This is a genomic window from Sanguibacter gelidistatuariae, assembly GCF_900096585.1.
GTDB lineage: Bacteria > Actinomycetota > Actinomycetes > Actinomycetales > Cellulomonadaceae > Sanguibacter > Sanguibacter gelidistatuariae.
Window position 1 is genome coordinate 49868 of sequence record NZ_FMYH01000001.1, and the last position, 13813, is coordinate 63680.

At 70.5% G+C, this 13813-nt stretch carries 13 protein-coding genes; 6 read left to right on the plus strand and 7 right to left on the minus strand.

The window, feature by feature from the left end:
• Window positions 1–34 precede the first annotated feature (34 nt).
• The gene (locus tag BLQ50_RS00255) at window positions 35–787 is read left to right on the plus strand and encodes a DUF4118 domain-containing protein (RefSeq protein WP_093180333.1); all 753 of its coding nucleotides are present in this window, start codon (window positions 35–37) and stop codon (window positions 785–787) included.
• On the opposite strand, the gene cls is transcribed toward BLQ50_RS00255, so the two are convergent.
• The 4 genes from cls to BLQ50_RS00275 form a co-directional block, all read right to left on the minus strand.
• Complete coding sequence (cls, locus tag BLQ50_RS00260) at window positions 768–2210, minus strand: cardiolipin synthase (RefSeq protein ID WP_093180335.1); 1443 nt, start codon at window positions 2208–2210, stop codon at window positions 768–770. The two genes, BLQ50_RS00255 and cls, sit on opposite strands and share 20 nt — an antisense overlap.
• A 15-nt stretch (window positions 2211–2225) precedes the next feature.
• Entirely contained in the window at window positions 2226–3266 is a 1041-nt protein-coding gene (locus tag BLQ50_RS00265; RefSeq protein ID WP_093180337.1) for a hemolysin family protein, read from the minus strand.
• Window positions 3263–4600: a hemolysin family protein gene (locus tag BLQ50_RS00270; protein ID WP_093180338.1), complete on the minus strand. Its 1338-nt coding sequence runs from the start codon at window positions 4598–4600 to the stop codon at window positions 3263–3265. Before BLQ50_RS00270 ends, BLQ50_RS00265 begins: the two co-directional genes overlap by 4 nt.
• Window positions 4601–4721: 121 nt before the next feature.
• Window positions 4722–5234 carry a hypothetical protein gene (locus tag BLQ50_RS00275; RefSeq protein WP_093180340.1) on the minus strand — a complete coding sequence of 171 codons (513 nt, stop codon included), beginning with the start codon at window positions 5232–5234 and terminating at the stop codon, window positions 4722–4724.
• Between BLQ50_RS00275 and BLQ50_RS00280 the strand changes: the two genes are divergently transcribed.
• The 3 genes from BLQ50_RS00280 to BLQ50_RS00290 all read left to right on the plus strand — a co-directional run bounded on the left by BLQ50_RS00280 (window position 5117) and on the right by BLQ50_RS00290 (window position 8861).
• Window positions 5117–5737 carry a VOC family protein gene (locus BLQ50_RS00280; protein ID WP_245700802.1) on the plus strand — a complete coding sequence of 207 codons (621 nt, stop codon included), beginning with the start codon at window positions 5117–5119 and terminating at the stop codon, window positions 5735–5737. The genes BLQ50_RS00275 and BLQ50_RS00280 overlap by 118 nt on opposite strands.
• Before the next feature lie 71 nt (window positions 5738–5808).
• The gene (locus BLQ50_RS00285; RefSeq protein WP_093180341.1) at window positions 5809–6390 is read left to right on the plus strand and encodes a TetR/AcrR family transcriptional regulator; all 582 of its coding nucleotides are present in this window, start codon (window positions 5809–5811) and stop codon (window positions 6388–6390) included.
• A 185-nt stretch (window positions 6391–6575) separates the two neighbouring features.
• Window positions 6576–8861 (plus strand): exo-beta-d-1,3/1,6-glucosidase, encoded by a 2286-nt coding sequence (locus BLQ50_RS00290; RefSeq protein ID WP_093180343.1) that lies wholly within the window; start codon window positions 6576–6578, stop codon window positions 8859–8861.
• Here BLQ50_RS00290 and BLQ50_RS00295 read toward each other — a convergent pair.
• The gene (locus BLQ50_RS00295; protein WP_093180344.1) at window positions 8851–9768 is read right to left on the minus strand and encodes a diacylglycerol kinase catalytic domain-containing protein; all 918 of its coding nucleotides are present in this window, start codon (window positions 9766–9768) and stop codon (window positions 8851–8853) included. The two genes, BLQ50_RS00290 and BLQ50_RS00295, sit on opposite strands and share 11 nt — an antisense overlap.
• Entirely contained in the window at window positions 9765–10790 is a 1026-nt protein-coding gene (locus BLQ50_RS00300) for an SPFH domain-containing protein (protein ID WP_093181561.1), read from the minus strand. The genes BLQ50_RS00295 and BLQ50_RS00300 overlap by 4 nt, the downstream gene beginning before the upstream one ends.
• A 97-nt stretch (window positions 10791–10887) precedes the next feature.
• Here BLQ50_RS00300 and BLQ50_RS00305 point away from each other — a divergent pair, with 97 nt between their 5' ends.
• On the plus strand, window positions 10888–11667 hold the full coding sequence (locus BLQ50_RS00305) for an NUDIX hydrolase (protein WP_093180346.1): 780 nt from the start codon (window positions 10888–10890) through the stop codon (window positions 11665–11667).
• Window positions 11668–11753: 86 nt separating this feature from the next.
• Here the strand turns inward: BLQ50_RS00305 and BLQ50_RS00310 are convergent, their stop codons facing one another.
• A complete protein-coding gene (locus BLQ50_RS00310; RefSeq protein ID WP_093180347.1) occupies window positions 11754–12617 on the minus strand; it encodes an NAD-dependent epimerase/dehydratase family protein in 864 nt (287 codons plus the stop codon).
• Between the two features lie 143 nt (window positions 12618–12760).
• Between BLQ50_RS00310 and BLQ50_RS00315 the strand changes: the two genes are divergently transcribed.
• Window positions 12761–13810, plus strand: coding sequence for a GNAT family N-acetyltransferase (locus tag BLQ50_RS00315; protein WP_245700803.1), 1050 nt, complete (start codon window positions 12761–12763; stop codon window positions 13808–13810).
• Window positions 13811–13813: the final 3 nt, after the last annotated feature.

A 13813-nucleotide genomic window follows, 5' to 3' on the forward strand; every position in this document is an offset into this window, starting at 1 on the left:
TGACATTCGCGCCCGTCGGGACGTTCATGGAGAGATGAGGACTTCGCGGAACGGATCGACGTTCGTGCTGGCTGTTGCGCTGGTGGTGCCGTTCGTCGTGTGCGCGGTGCTGTACTTCTTCCGCGACAGCGTGGTGAACACGAATGCCGCGCTCGTCCTGGTCCTTGTGGTCGTCGCCGTCGCGGCTACCGGGTACCGTGCGGCCGGGATCATCGCGGCGTTGTCGTGCGGCATGTGGTTCGACTTCTTCCTCTCCCCGCCTTATCACCGGTTCGCGATCACCGACCGGACGGACATCGAGACCACGGTCCTGCTGTTGCTGGTGGGCGTGGCCGTCACGGAGATCGCCCTGTGGGGGCGTCGCCAGCAGGCCGGATCGAGTCGGCGTGACGGCTACCTAGCGGGCATCGTCGAAGCAGCCAACACCGTCGCGACCGGCAGCGCGACGCCGTCGGCGCTCATCGAGCACGTCGAGCGTCAGATCGTCACCATCCTCGACATCGACGACTGCCGCTTCGACTCCGGCACGGGCGCCCGTCACCCCCGGCTGAACAACGACGGCTCCGTGAGCCGCCAGGACCACGTCATCAACGTGGACCGGGACGGGCTGCCGACCGACGACAGGATCGAGCTCCTGATCGAGAACGGCGGAAGCGTCCACGGCCGCTTCCTTCTCACAGCTTCCACCCGCATCGCCAGACCTGACCTCGACCAGCGCTTGGTCGCGGTCACCCTCGCAGGACAGGTCGGCGCCGCTCTGGCAGCAACTACTGGAACGACGACGTGAGCCGGGCCAGGTTGTCCAGAACCTTCTGGGCCACCGGGCGGTCCAACCAGGCGGCCAGCTCGAGCTTGTCGCTGTTGGCCCGGTAGTCGTCCTCGACCGTGCGCATGCGGTCGACGAACTCCCGGCCGTGGACCATGACCGAGACCTCCATGTTGAGGCTGAAGGACCGGATGTCCATGTTGGACGAGCCGATGACGGCCGTGTCGTCGTCGATCGTGAAGTGCTTGGAGTGCAGCACGGTGGGGCTGCGGTAGAGGTAGATGGAGACGCCGGCGCGCAGCAGCGCCTCGTAGTAGGAGCGCTGCGCGTGATAGACGAGCACCTGGTCGCCGACCGCGGAGACGAAGAGCTCGACGTCCAGGCCGCGGGAGGCCGCGGTGACGATCGCCAGCAGGATCGACTCGTCGGGGACGAAGTACGGGCTCGTGATCGACACCCGGCGCTCGGCGTTGTGGATCGCCAGTGCGTAGAGCTTGAGGTTGTTGTCGTTGTCGAAGCTCGGGCCGCTCGGCAGGACCTGGGCGTCGAGACGGTCCGCGCCCGGTTCGAGCACGACCGGCGTGGTGTCCAGGGGCAGCATCTGGTCGGTCTCGGAGAACCAGTCGGTGATGAACACCGCGTCGAGCTCGCGCACGGCGGGACCGGTGATCCGCACCATGAGCTCGTGCCAGTGCAGGCCGCGGGCCACGTTCTTCTTCTTGAGGTAGCTCGAGTCGATGAGGTTCTGCGAGCCGGTGAAGCCCACCCGGCCGTCGACCACCACGAGCTTGCGGTGGTTGCGCAGATCCGGACGCTGCCACTGGCCCTTGAGCGGTCGCAGCGGCAGCATCGCGTGCCACTGCGCACCCATCGCGCGCAGCGCCTCGATCGTCTGCTTCCGCCGCGGGAACATCAAGCCAGAGAGGTGGTCGGAGAGCACCCGGACCGTGACCCCACGTGCCACCGCGCGGGCCAGCGCGTCGAAGAACGGCGCCGTCGCAGGGTCGAGCACGAGGATGTAGAACTCGACGTGCACGTGGTCTCTCGCCGCATCGATGTCGGCGATCATCTGGTCGAAAGACCCGGTGTAGTCGTCGATGAGGTCAACGGTGTTGCCGCCGACCATGGGCAGCGCGCCCAGGTTGCTGTTGAGGGCGACCGCGGACGGCAACCAGCCGGGCCACTCCTCGCGGTGGCTCACCTGGGCGAGGCCGTCGGTGCGGGTCAGGATCTCCTCGGTGACCTCGCGCTGCTTCTCCCGGCGCCGCCGGGGCAGCCGTCCCACCCCGACGAGCAGGAAGAACGCCGCCCCGAGGAAGGGGATGAAGATGATCGCCAGCACCCAGGCGATCGCCGCCGAGGGCCGCCGGTTTGCCGAGATGAGCACGGTCGCCACGAAGCCGACGACGATGTGTGCCAGGAGGAGGGTGGTGGCGAGGGTCACGACCGGAACACTACGTCACCGGCTCGTCGCGTCGTCGACCTCTCCCACGAGCTCTTCGATGATGTCCTCGAGGAAGAGGACACCCACGGTCGTCCCGGCCTCGTCGACTGCGGCGGCCATGTGCGAGCCGGTGCGCCGCATCGCCGCCAGAGCGTCCTCGAGCTCGGCCGCAGCCGGCACCGCGCCGAGCGGACGCGCCCGGTCGGCTGGGATGGGCCGTGCGACGTCCGCCGGGCCGGTGAGGTCGAGCACGTCCTTGAGGTGGACATAGCCCGACGGTGCGCCGCTCACGTCCGCGAGCGGATACCGCGAGAACCCGTGCTCGGCGACCGCGCGCTGCAGATCGCCCGGTGTGGAGGACGCCGGGAGCTGGATGAGGCCGGCCAGGGGGACCTGGACGTCCGCGACCGTCTTGGTGGTGAACTCGAAGGCCTTGGTCAACGTGCCCGAGGCGTCGGCGAGCATGCCCTCGTAGGTGGACTGCTCCACGATCGTGGCAACCTCCTCGAGGGTGTAGGTGCTCGTCGCCTCGTCCTTCGGCTCGACGCCGAACGCCCGCAGCACGAGGTTCGCGAGCCAGTTGAGGGTGACGATGACCGGCCTGAGCACCCGGCCCACCAGCACGAGCGGCGGGGCGAGCAGCAGCGCGGCGCGGTCCGGGACCGAGAACGAGAGGTTCTTCGGGACCATCTCGCCGAAGACCACGTGCAAGAAGGTGACCAGCGCGAGAGTGAGGGCGAAGGCAATTCCCGTGATTGCGCCGTCGGACAGGCTGGTTGCCCCGAGCGGGATCTCCAGCAGGTGGTGGATGGACGGCTCGGCGACGCTGAGGATGAGGAGCGAGCACACGGTGATGCCCAGCTGGCTCGTGGCCAGCATGAGCGTGGCGTGCTCCATGGCCCACAGCGTCGTCTTGGCGGCCTTGCTGCCGGCCTCGGCCTTCGGTTCGATCTGGGAGCGGCGAGCGGAGATGACCGCGAACTCGGCGCCGACGAAGAAGGCGTTGACGGCGAGCAGGACGACGAGCCAGACGAGGCCTGGTAGGTACGCGCTCATCGGAGGGTGTCCTCGTCGTGGGTGTCGTCGGCGGCGGGGGCTGGGGTGTGCGGGATGTAGGTGATCTCCTCGACGCGGCGTCCGTCGACGGCGCTCACACGGAGCACGCCGGTCTCGAGGGTGACCTCGTCGCCGACCTCGGGCAGGCGGCCGAGCTCGGCCGTGACGAAGCCGGCGACCGTCTCGTAGTCGCCGGTGTCCGGGACGACGATCTGGGCGCGGTCGGCGAGCTCGTCCGGGCGCAGGCCCGCATCGAAGATGACTGTCGTCCCTTCGCGGCGGACGCCGGAGGGTGTGTGGTCGTGCTCGTCCTCGAGCTCACCGATCAGCTCCTCGACGAGGTCCTCGAGGGTGACCAGACCGGCCGTCCCGCCGTATTCGTCGGTCGCGACCGCGATCTGGAAGCCGCTGCGGCGCAGCAGACCGAGCAGCGCGTCGATGCGCATGGACACCGGGATGAGCAGAGGCTCGACCATGAGCGAGGTGACGGGAGTCGTCGCCTGGGCGTCGACGGCGACCGCGAAGGCGTGCTTGACGTGCACGACGCCGACGATGTGGTCGATGTCGTCACCGGTCACCACGAAGCGGGAGTGGCCGGTGCGCTGGGCGAGGGCGAGCACGTCGGCCGCGGTGTCCAGCTCGGTCACGGTGTCCATGCGGACCCGCGGGGTCATGACCTCTGCGGCGGTGTGCCCGGAGAACTCCAGGGCCTTGCCGAGCAGGGTCGCGTGGTCCTGGTCGAGCATTCCCTGCAGCGCCGAGCGACGCACCAGGGAGCTGAGCTCTTCGGCCGAGCGCGCGCCGGAGAGCTCCTCCTTGGGTTCGACGCCCATCGAGCGGATGATGGCGTTCGCGGTGTTGTTGAAGGCGAGGATCAACGGCTTGAAGACCGTCGTGAACGCGGCCTGGAAGGGGATGACCACCTTGGCGGTGGCGACCGGCAGGGCGAGGGCGAAGTTCTTGGGGACGAGCTCGCCGATGACCATCGAGAAGAGGGTCGCGAGGGCGATCCCGAGGATCCCGCCGACGGCGCGCACGGAGCCCGCGGGCAGGCCGAGGCTGGTCAGCGGCTCGGTCAGCAGGGAGGTGATGGCCGGTTCGAAGGTGTAACCGGTGAGCAGCGTGGTCAGCGTGATGCCGAGCTGGGCGCTCGAGAGGTGCGTCGAGGTGATCTTCAACGCCTTGATGGTCGGTCCGAGGCGCTTCTCGCCACGGCGTTCGCGGGCCTCGAGGTCCTTGCGGTCCAGGTTGACCAGCGCGAACTCGGAGGCGACGAACAGCCCGGTGCCGACTGTGAGCAGGAGGCCGATTCCGACCAGGGCCCATTCGTTCATCGGATGCCCCCTGGCGAGTCCTGACGCGGGTTGTGGCCGGTCGATTCGTCACGAAGGGGCGATGGTCTATGCGAGGGAGGGTCATCCATGGTGAGAAAAGTCTAGTGGATGCGGCGGAACACTAGTCCGTGACGACGTACGCCGCGAACGGGGCGTCCAGGTCGAGGGTCTGCCCGGTCAGAGTGTGGGCCACGGAGAAGATGTAGTCCTCGTCCACCCCGTCGGGGCCGACGGCGACCGCGAGCTCGGCGGGGAGCTGCTCGCCCACCTCCTCGACGCGCTCTCCCTCGGAGAACACGACGGCGCGGGTCAGGGCACCGTCCTCGTAGTACCAGAAGCCGTAGGTGTCAGACGTGGAGAAGACCAGCACGACGAGTGCGACCGTCCCTAGCAGCACCTCGGTCGCCTCGATCGTCATGAGCGCGTCGGGGTCGAGGACGACGCGTGCGGAGGGGTCCCACAGCTGCGTCCAGGAGCCGTCGCTCTGCAGGTACACGCGGTCGGCGGGGAAGCTGGATGTCGCCTCTTCCGCGCTCACCTCGCCCGCTGCCTCGATCGGCGTACCGCCGAGCAGGGAGAGCAGGCTCTCGGGGGTGCGGTCGCGGACGAAGAGTGCAGACGTGTTCCAACCCATGGGGAGATTCTCCCTCACCCACACGCCTTCCCGGACGTGTCCGTTCTGTTCAAGACACGCTGCGGGCGGTGGCCCACCGTGGCAGGCATGACACCTCGACTCGACCTCATCGGCTTCGTCGTCACCGACATGGCCCGCACGCTGGACTTCTACCGCCGCCTGGGGCTGGATATCCCCACCTCCGCCGACGCCGAGCCGCACGTCGAGCACGTGCTGCCCGGCGGGCTGCGCCTGGCCTGGGACACGACCGACGTGGTGCTGTCCTTCGAACCCGCCTGGACCCCACCGTCGGGCGGGCACCGGATGCCACCGGCCTTCCTGTGCGACTCCCCGCCGACGTGGACGCGACATTCGCGTCGCTCGTCGCCGCCGGTTTCGAGGGACACCGCGCGCCGTGGGACGCATTCTGGGGTCAGCGCTACGCGACTGTCCTCGACCCGGACGGGAACACTGTCGACCTGTTCGCGGACCTGGCAGCCGGACACGCCGCCGCCCCCGCCTGAGTCAGGACGTGGCGGTACCGCGATACGCGGTAGCGCGCCCGTCGGCGAGGCGGTCACCGTAGGATCGCCCGATGGCCACTGACGGCAGGTATCCCAAGGGCGTGCTCAAGCGCGAGCAGATTCTCGACACCGCGCTCGAGGTGTTCGCGGACGAGGGCTATCGAGGCACGAGCCTGCGCACCGTCGCGGCGCGCTGCGACCTCAGCGTGGCCGGGGTGCTGCACTACTTCGACTCCCGCGAGGATCTGCTCGCCCAGGTGATCGCCCGCCGCGACCAGATCCCGCGCCCGGCCGGCACGGCGAGCGTCGAACCGTTCGCGCTCGCCGACGGCATCCGTGCCAACATCGACCAGCCCGGGCTGGTCGAGCTCTTCGTCTCCCTTACTGCGGCGGCCCGCGACCACACCCACCCGGCGCACGAAGTGCTCGCGCGCCACTACACGTCCATGCGCCTGAGGATCCAAGGAGCGATGCGCGACCTCCAGGACGCCGGGCAGATCCCGGCACACCTCGACCCCGACGCCCTCGCGCGCCTGATCATCGCCGCGGCCGACGGCGCCCAGCTGCAGTGGATGGTCGACGACGAGGCCAGCCTGGACGGGCCGCTGGCCACCTTGATCTACGGCGTCCTCGGACTCACCCGGCTGGAGTGAGCGGGCAGGCCCGGACCCGATCGCCTCCTGCCCCGTGCTGCGCCGTGAGGCACGGCTTGAAAAGCTCTCGGTGGGATCGCTTCCATGTGAAAACCTAGCGGTGTATGGTTTCTTGGACGTGCACCGCAGCACGCCGCGCTCGAATCGATCCGATCCGCGCCCGCCAGCCTCGAAAGGACGCTCAGATGAGCTCCCTCCCCGCATACCGCGACGCCACCCTGACCACCGCCGAGCGTGTCGCCGACCTGGTCGGTCGGATGACCCTGGCCGAGAAGGTCGGGCAGATGCTCCAGCTCAATGCCAAAGACGGCGTCGGCCCGCTCGTCACCGACATGCACGCCGGCTCGATCCTGCACACCTCCCCCGAGCGCGTCCTGGAGGCCCACGAACTCACTGCGACCACGCGTCTGCAGATCCCGCTGCTCATCGCTGAGGACTGCATTCATGGCCACTCTTTCTGGAAGGGCGCCACGATCTACCCGACCCAGCTCGGCATGGCCGCGACCTGGGATGCGCCGCTCGTGGAGAAGACCGCCCGCGCCACCGCGGTCGAGGTCGCCGCGACCGGCATCCACTGGACCTTCTCTCCCGTCCTGTGCATCGCCCGCGACCTCCGCTGGGGCCGCGTATCGGAGACCTTCGGCGAGGACCCCTTCCTCATCGGCGAGATGGCCTCCGCGATGGTCCGCGGTTACCAGGGCGACGGCCTCGACGACCCGACTGCGATCCTGGCCACGGCCAAGCACTTCGCGGGGTACTCCGAGACCCAGGGCGGACGTGACGCGAGCGAGGCGGACATCTCCCGGCGCAAGCTGCGCTCGTGGTTCCTTCCGCCCTTCGAGCGCGTGGCCCGGGAGGGCTGCCGCACCTTCATGCTCGGCTACCAGTCGATGGACGGCGTGCCTGTCACCATCAACGACTGGCTGCTGAGCGACGTCCTGCGCGGGGAGTGGGGCTACACCGGCACCCTCGTCACCGACTGGGACAACGTCGGGCGCATGGTCTGGGAGCAGCACATCCAGCCCGACTACACCCACGCCGCGGCCGCCGCGGTGCGTGCCGGCAACGACGTCGTCATGACCACCCCCGGCTTCTTCGAGGGCGCCCAGGACGCGGTCGCCCGCGGCATGCTCGACGAGGTGCTCATCGACGCGGCCGTCGCCCGGATCCTCACCCTGAAGTTCGACCTGGGCCTCTTCGAGAACCCCCGCCAGCCCGACCCCGAGCTCCAGCGCGCGGTCATCGGCTGCGCCGAGCACCTCGACCTCAACCTTGAGGTCGCCCGCCGCTCGCTCGTCCTGCTGACCAACGACGGCACGCTGCCCCTCGCCGGTGGCCTCGCTTCCGGTCCGAACGGCCGCGCCACGAGTTCGGCCGCGCCGCGCACCGTCGCCATCGTCGGCCCCAACGCCGACGACCAGCACTCCCAGCTCGGCGACTGGGCCGGCGCCTCCGGCCAGGCGGACTGGCTCCCCGAGGGCCACCCGCGCGAGATGACCCGGACTGTCCTGGACGGCTTCCGCGAGCACGCACCGGCCGACTGGACCATCACGCACGCCCGCGGCGCGGACATCCTCACGACGGGTATCGACCCGGAGGGCGAGTTCATGCCCGACGGCCAGCCGCGCCCGCTCTTCGCCTACGCCAGCGAGCCGGATGCGGCAATGATCGCCGAGGCCGTCGCGAACGCGCGGGCGGCCGACTACGTCGTCGCCGTGGTCGGCGACCAGATCGAGCTCGTCGGCGAGACCCTCTCGACCGCGACCCTCGAGCTCTTCGGCGCGCAGATCGCCCTGCTCGACGCGCTCGCCGAGACGGGCACGCCGATGGTCGTCGTGGTCATCGCCTCCAAGCCGCTCGTCCTGCCGAAGTCCGCACGCAGCGCCGCCGCGATCATCTGGGCGGCCAACCCCGGCATGGCCGGCGGCCGCGCGATCGCCGAGCTTGCGCTCGGGCTGATCGAGCCCTCCGGGCGCCTGCCGATCTCCTTCGCCGAGCATGCAGGTCAGCTGCCGGTCTACTACAACCAGCTCCCCGGGCAGCACGGCACCCGCTACGCCGACCTCACCCAGCGTGTGCCCTTCGCCTTCGGCGAGGGCCTGAGCTACACCACGGTCGAGTACTCCGACCTCACGGTCCTCACCCCGTCGGTGACCCTCGGCGAGGACGTCCGCGCCCAGGTCACAGTGGCCAACACGGGCACCCGCCCGGTCCGCGAGACGGTCCAGGTCTACCTCCGCGACACCGTCTCCTCGGTGACGTGGGCGGAGAAGGAGCTCAAGACCTACCGCCAGGTCGACCTGGCACCGGGCGAGAGCCTGACCGTCGACCTCACCCTTCCGGTCGCGGACTGCACGCTGGTCGACGCCGAGGGTCGCCGCGTGGTCGAGCCCGGAGAGTTCCAGCTCCGGGTGGGGCCGTCCTCACGCGATGAGGTCCTGCTCGACGCCGCGTTCGTCGTCAAGGTCTGACCGCAGCCCCGACAACAAGCCGCACGGTCTTCGACGACCGGCTCACCCGGATCTCCTGTCCCCAGGCCGCGGTGAGCCGGTCGTTCTCCATCCCGTCCCCGAAGACGACGAGCGACTCCGACTCGACTACGATCCGCAGCGCCTCGCCCGCGAGCAGCCCCTCGGTCTGCGAGGTGCCCGTGGCGACCGACGGCCAGGCCTCGCGGACGAACCAGGCCAGCGCCGCGTCGTCGGGCGCGGGGAGGGCGCCCGGGTTGTGCCCGCGCTCTCGGACGATCGAGGCGCACCACCCGGTCACGCCGGTCCCGGTCGCCACGACCAGGCCCGACGACGACTGCCGCTCCCACGGGGCATCGGTCGCACCTGCCCGCACGCGGTAGCGGGCGGACTGATGGGTGGGGTGCCCGACGAAGATCTCGTTGAGCGCGTCGAGGTGCTGGCCGTCGTCGAGGTCCGCGGCGGCCATCGTCAGCTCGAGCGTGCGGGCCTGCCCTGTCGCGGCGGGGACGAGGAGCCCGGCGACGTCGGCAGGGGCGTGCCGCACGAGCACCCCGGCGTTCGCGCGCGGGTCCGGGTTGACCCCGATGACGGGCTGGCCGTCGAGGTATTTCGCGACGTTGGCCACCAGGCCGTCCTGGCCGACGACGACCACGACGTCGAGCGGGTCGACGAGGAACCGGTCGAGGTCCTCGCGGTCGACCGCGGCCCGGCGCCACTCGAGCGGCACCGCCGCCGAGGCCCGCGCGAGGGCCTCGGCGACGAGATCGTGCCGGTCCTGGACCTCGGCGAGGGTGCGGCCGCGGGTCCGCAGGAAGAACTCGACCTGCCCGCGAGTCCCGTGCCGCTCGACCAGCTCGTCGAGCTCGGTGCGGCGCCGCACGATCACGGCCCGCGGCTGGAGGGTCACCGGTCTCCCTCCTCGCCGGCCGCGGCGGCTCCGCCGAACAGCCGTCCCAGCATCCCGGTGAGCAGGTCGGGGGTGACGGTCAGCTGGCCGATGGCCGGCAGGTTCTGAGCCAGGTCCCGCAACGCGAGCGCCATCAGGACCGTCCGGTCGACGCCGTCGAAGGCGGCCATGGCCGCCCGCTCCCGTTCTCCCTCGGCCGCTCCGATGTCGCGGATCCGCGCGGCGTCGGCCACGGTCGTGACCTGCGTGCGCTCGGCCGCGGCCGTCGCCCGGATCGCCTCGGCGGCCGCCTGCTCCTGGGCCACGCGCCGGGCGTTGGCGCCCTCCTGGACCACAAGCTGCTGCTCGCGGGTGGCGAGCTCGATCTTGTTGCCGAGCTCGTTCTCCGCGATGGCTCGCTCCATGTCGACGGCCGTGGCCCGGCGGTCGTAGGTCGCCCGGTCCGCCTCCAGCTGGATGGCCTCGCGGGCGGGGGTCCGCAGGGCCCGCTCGACGTCCGCCTCGGGGCGGATCGAGAGCACCCGCACGCCGAGCACCTGCAGCCCGGTCGTGGTCAGCCGCTCCTCCCCGGCCAGGCCGACCGTGATCGCCTGGCGCGTGGCACGGAGCCCCTCGGTGAGCGCAGCGGCCAGGGGCGCACCGGCGAGGACGTCAACCGCGTGCCCCTGGGCCAGCTCGGTGAGGATCTGGGTCACCTGGTCCAGCCCCGCCGTCGTGGCCGCTCCCGTGTCGGGGTCGACCGAGAAGTCGAGGCGGGTGCTGGCCATCTCCGGGTCGGCGAAGCGGAAGGTGAGCGTCGCCTGGACGGCCACGTCCTGGAAGTCGCTCGTGCGGGCCCGGAACATCAGCTGGATCTCGCGGTCGTCGATCGGCAGCTCGCTGAGCACCGAGGTGAGCGGGCGGTACCAGAACGACAGGCCCGTCCCGGCGTTGCGCACCGTGCCGTGCGAGAGGTGGATGACGTGCCGGGTGGGGGATCCACGGAAGTGGCGGATGCCTGGGTAGCGCTTGATGTCAGCCATGGTGTGCTCCTCGTCGGTACGGGTGACGAAGTTTCTCGTCACTTAGACGATAAACCCGGGCGGCGGTTCTCGTCAATGTGACGCATATGATGGGGGCATGTCGACGCCCTCCTCGGTTCCCTCCTCGGAGCCCCTGCGCACAGAGTTCGCCGTGACCGTGGACCTCGTTGTGCTCACGGTCCGCGCCGACCGCCTGCACGCGCTGCTCATCACCCGCGGCCTGGCGCCTTTCCACGGAGCCTTCGCCCTGCCCGGCGGCTTTGTCCTGCCCACCGAGGACCTGGTCGGAGCGGCCGTCCGCGAGCTCCGCGAGGAGAGCGGGGTGGTGCGCAGCGCCGGCCACCTCGAACAGCTCGCGACCTACGGCGCGCCGGGGCGTGACCCCCGCGGGCGGGTCGTGTCGGTCGCCTACCTCGCCCTCGAGCCCGACCTCCCGGTCCCCAGGGCTGGGTCGGACGCCTCGACCGCGCAGTGGGTCCCGGTCGACGAGCTGCTGGGCGGGCTGGGAGGGACGGGCAGGCTCGCCTTCGACCATGCCCAGATCCTGGCCGACGGCGTCGAGCGGGCCCGCTCGAAGCTCGAGTACACCCAGCTCGCTACGGCATTCTGCCCACCCGAGTTCACGGTCGGCGAGCTCCGCCAGGTCTACGAAGCGGTGTGGGGCGTGCGGCTGGACCCGCGCAACTTCCATCGCAAGGTCGCCGGGACCCCGGGGTTCATCGAGGCCACCGGCGGGATGAGCGAAGGCGGCCGAGGACGCCCGGCCGCACTGTTCCGGCGGGCGCGATCCGAAGCTGGCGCGCCCGGCGCGCCCGGCACACTGGCGGGCGCGGGCAGCGTCGCCCTCAACCCGCCGATGATGCGCCCGGTCGGCTGAGCCTGCGTTGCGACGGCCGATCCGGTGTCCGGCCGGCTCAGTCGGCGCTCCGCCAGCGATACCTGCACCCGCCGGCCGCGTCGGCGCTACGCCTCGAGCGGCTGGCGCCAGCTGTGCTGCGGCTCGAAGCCGAGCAGGCGTCGCGCCTTGTCGATGCTCAGCAGCGTCTCGTGCTCACCGACCTCCCGGGCGAGCGGGACCCCGGGGAACTGGTTGGCAAGAAGCTCGGCGTTCGGCGTCGTCATGACGGTGTCCGCGTTCGCGACGATGAACACCTCAACTCCGGTGAGCTCGACCTCCAAGGCCCTGCGGACGGCCTGGGCGCCGTCGCGCGCGTCGATGTAGCCCCAGAGGTTCCACCGACGCGCGGCCGGGTCCGTCTCGAAGGACGGGAAGGCCGCGTAGTCGCCCTGTTCCATGACGTTGGAGAAGCGCAGGCCGATCGCCTTGAGCGCGGGGTTCCAGCGGGCGAACTGTCGGGCCATCTCCTCCTCGAGCGTCTTGGCGAGGGAGTAGGAGGACTCCGGGCGCGGGTGGTACTCCTCGTCGACGGGGACGTAGGGCGGCGGCGTCTGGAAGGGCAGTCCCAGCACGGTCTCGCTCGACGCCCACACGATCGTGGTGATCCCGGCCGTGCGCGCGGCCTCGAAGACGTTGTACGTGCTCGTGATGTTGTTCGTGAACGTCGCAGCGTTCGGTGCCAGGCCCGGTGCCGGGATCGCACCCAGGTGCACGACGGCGTCGACCGGGCCGCTCGTACGGTCGTCGATCCCGGAGAGCGCGCCCAGAACCTGGCCGTAGTCGGTCAGGTCGACCCGGGTGTAGAGCTCGCGATGGGTGGCCGGCGCCACCTGGTCGAGGAGCACGACGTCGTAGCCGTGCTCGATCAGGTCTCGGACGACGGCGCGGCCGAGCTTCCCGCTCCCACCGGTGACAGCGATGACGGACATGGTGAACCTCCTGGTTGAGAACGGGCCGGGACGATATTCCGTTGCCCCGCTGGTACCAGCCTGCCACGCTCGGGGCATGACCCAGTGGACCATCACCCCCATGCCGCTCCCCGAGACGATCGACTCCCCCCGACGCCTGGGCGGTGCGTGGCGCCAGCCGCCTGTCCACCGAGATCGAGCGCCTCACCTGGGGCCATGCCGATCTCGCATACCCGGCCGACATGCTCCTCGGGGTGCTCCGCAACCAGGCCCACACCACGCGGGTTCCCATGGTCGCGACCGTGAGCCCCGCCCCGGCCCAGCCGGACGCCGACGCCGTGCGCGGCGTCGTGCAGGTCAATCTCGACCGCGCGGGCAACACGCACCTGGCCGCAGTGAGCGTGTCCGTCGACCCCGCGTACCGGCGTCAGGGCATCGGCTCAGCGCTGCTGGTCGCCGCCGAGGAGGCGGCTGCCGAACGCGGCCGCACGACCGTCATCCTCGACAGCGCCCACAACCGGGAGGTGTCCGCGGACGATCCGCGCGCGCTCGTCCCGCCCACGGGGAGCGGCCGGATCAGCCCCGACGACCCGGCCGCGATATTCGCTCTGAGCCACGGCTACACGCTCGAGCAGGGCGAGCGGTACTCGATCCTGCACCTGCCGCTCGAGGATCCCGAACTCGTCGACCGCCTGCACGCCGAGGCTGCCGCCGCGGCCGGGGACGCCTACCGGATCCTCACGTGGACCGACCGCTGCCCCGACGAGCTCGTCGACCAGTACGCGGCCCTCGCCACCCGCATGTCCACCGCGATCCCCGTCGCCGGGCTCGACGTCGTCGAGGACCCGTGGGACGCCGCCCGGGTCCGCGACCACGAGCGCACGCTCGCCGAGACCGGCCGCGGCTACGTCCTGTGCGCGGCCGAGCACGTGGCCACGGGAGAGCTCGTGGCGTACACGGAGATCGTCGTGGCCGTCGACTACCCCGAGATGACGTTCCAGGACGACACCCTCGTGCTCACCGGCCACCGCGGGCACCGTCTCGGCATGCTCCTCAAGACGGCGAACCTGAATTCGCTCCTGCGGCTACGGCCCGGCACCCGTCGCATCCACACCTGGAACGCGGAGGAGAACGAGCACATGCTCGCGATCAACGTCGCCCTCGGGTTCCGCCCCACCGGCGTGGTCGGCCTCTGGCAGAAGAAGCTCGACTGAGCC

Bases quoted from the DNA above. Each gene is read 5' to 3' on its own strand.
- BLQ50_RS00255 (WP_093180333.1), top strand. From the start codon at position 35: ATGAGGACTTCGCGGAACGGATCGACGTTCGTGCTGGCTGTTGCGCTG.
- BLQ50_RS00265 (WP_093180337.1), bottom strand. From the start codon at position 3,266: ATGAGCGCGTACCTACCAGGCCTCGTCTGGCTCGTCGTCCTGCTCGCC.
- BLQ50_RS00270 (WP_093180338.1), bottom strand. From the start codon at position 4,600: ATGAACGAATGGGCCCTGGTCGGAATCGGCCTCCTGCTCACAGTCGGC.
- BLQ50_RS00280 (WP_245700802.1), top strand. From the start codon at position 5,117: ATGTCGCCTCTTCCGCGCTCACCTCGCCCGCTGCCTCGATCGGCGTAC.
- BLQ50_RS00275 (WP_093180340.1), bottom strand. From the start codon at position 5,234: ATGGGTTGGAACACGTCTGCACTCTTCGTCCGCGACCGCACCCCCGAG.
- BLQ50_RS00285 (WP_093180341.1), top strand. From the start codon at position 5,809: ATGGCCACTGACGGCAGGTATCCCAAGGGCGTGCTCAAGCGCGAGCAG.
- BLQ50_RS00290 (WP_093180343.1), top strand. From the start codon at position 6,576: ATGAGCTCCCTCCCCGCATACCGCGACGCCACCCTGACCACCGCCGAG.
- BLQ50_RS00300 (WP_093181561.1), bottom strand. From the start codon at position 10,790: ATGGCTGACATCAAGCGCTACCCAGGCATCCGCCACTTCCGTGGATCC.
- BLQ50_RS00305 (WP_093180346.1), top strand. From the start codon at position 10,888: ATGTCGACGCCCTCCTCGGTTCCCTCCTCGGAGCCCCTGCGCACAGAG.
- BLQ50_RS00310 (WP_093180347.1), bottom strand. From the start codon at position 12,617: ATGTCCGTCATCGCTGTCACCGGTGGGAGCGGGAAGCTCGGCCGCGCC.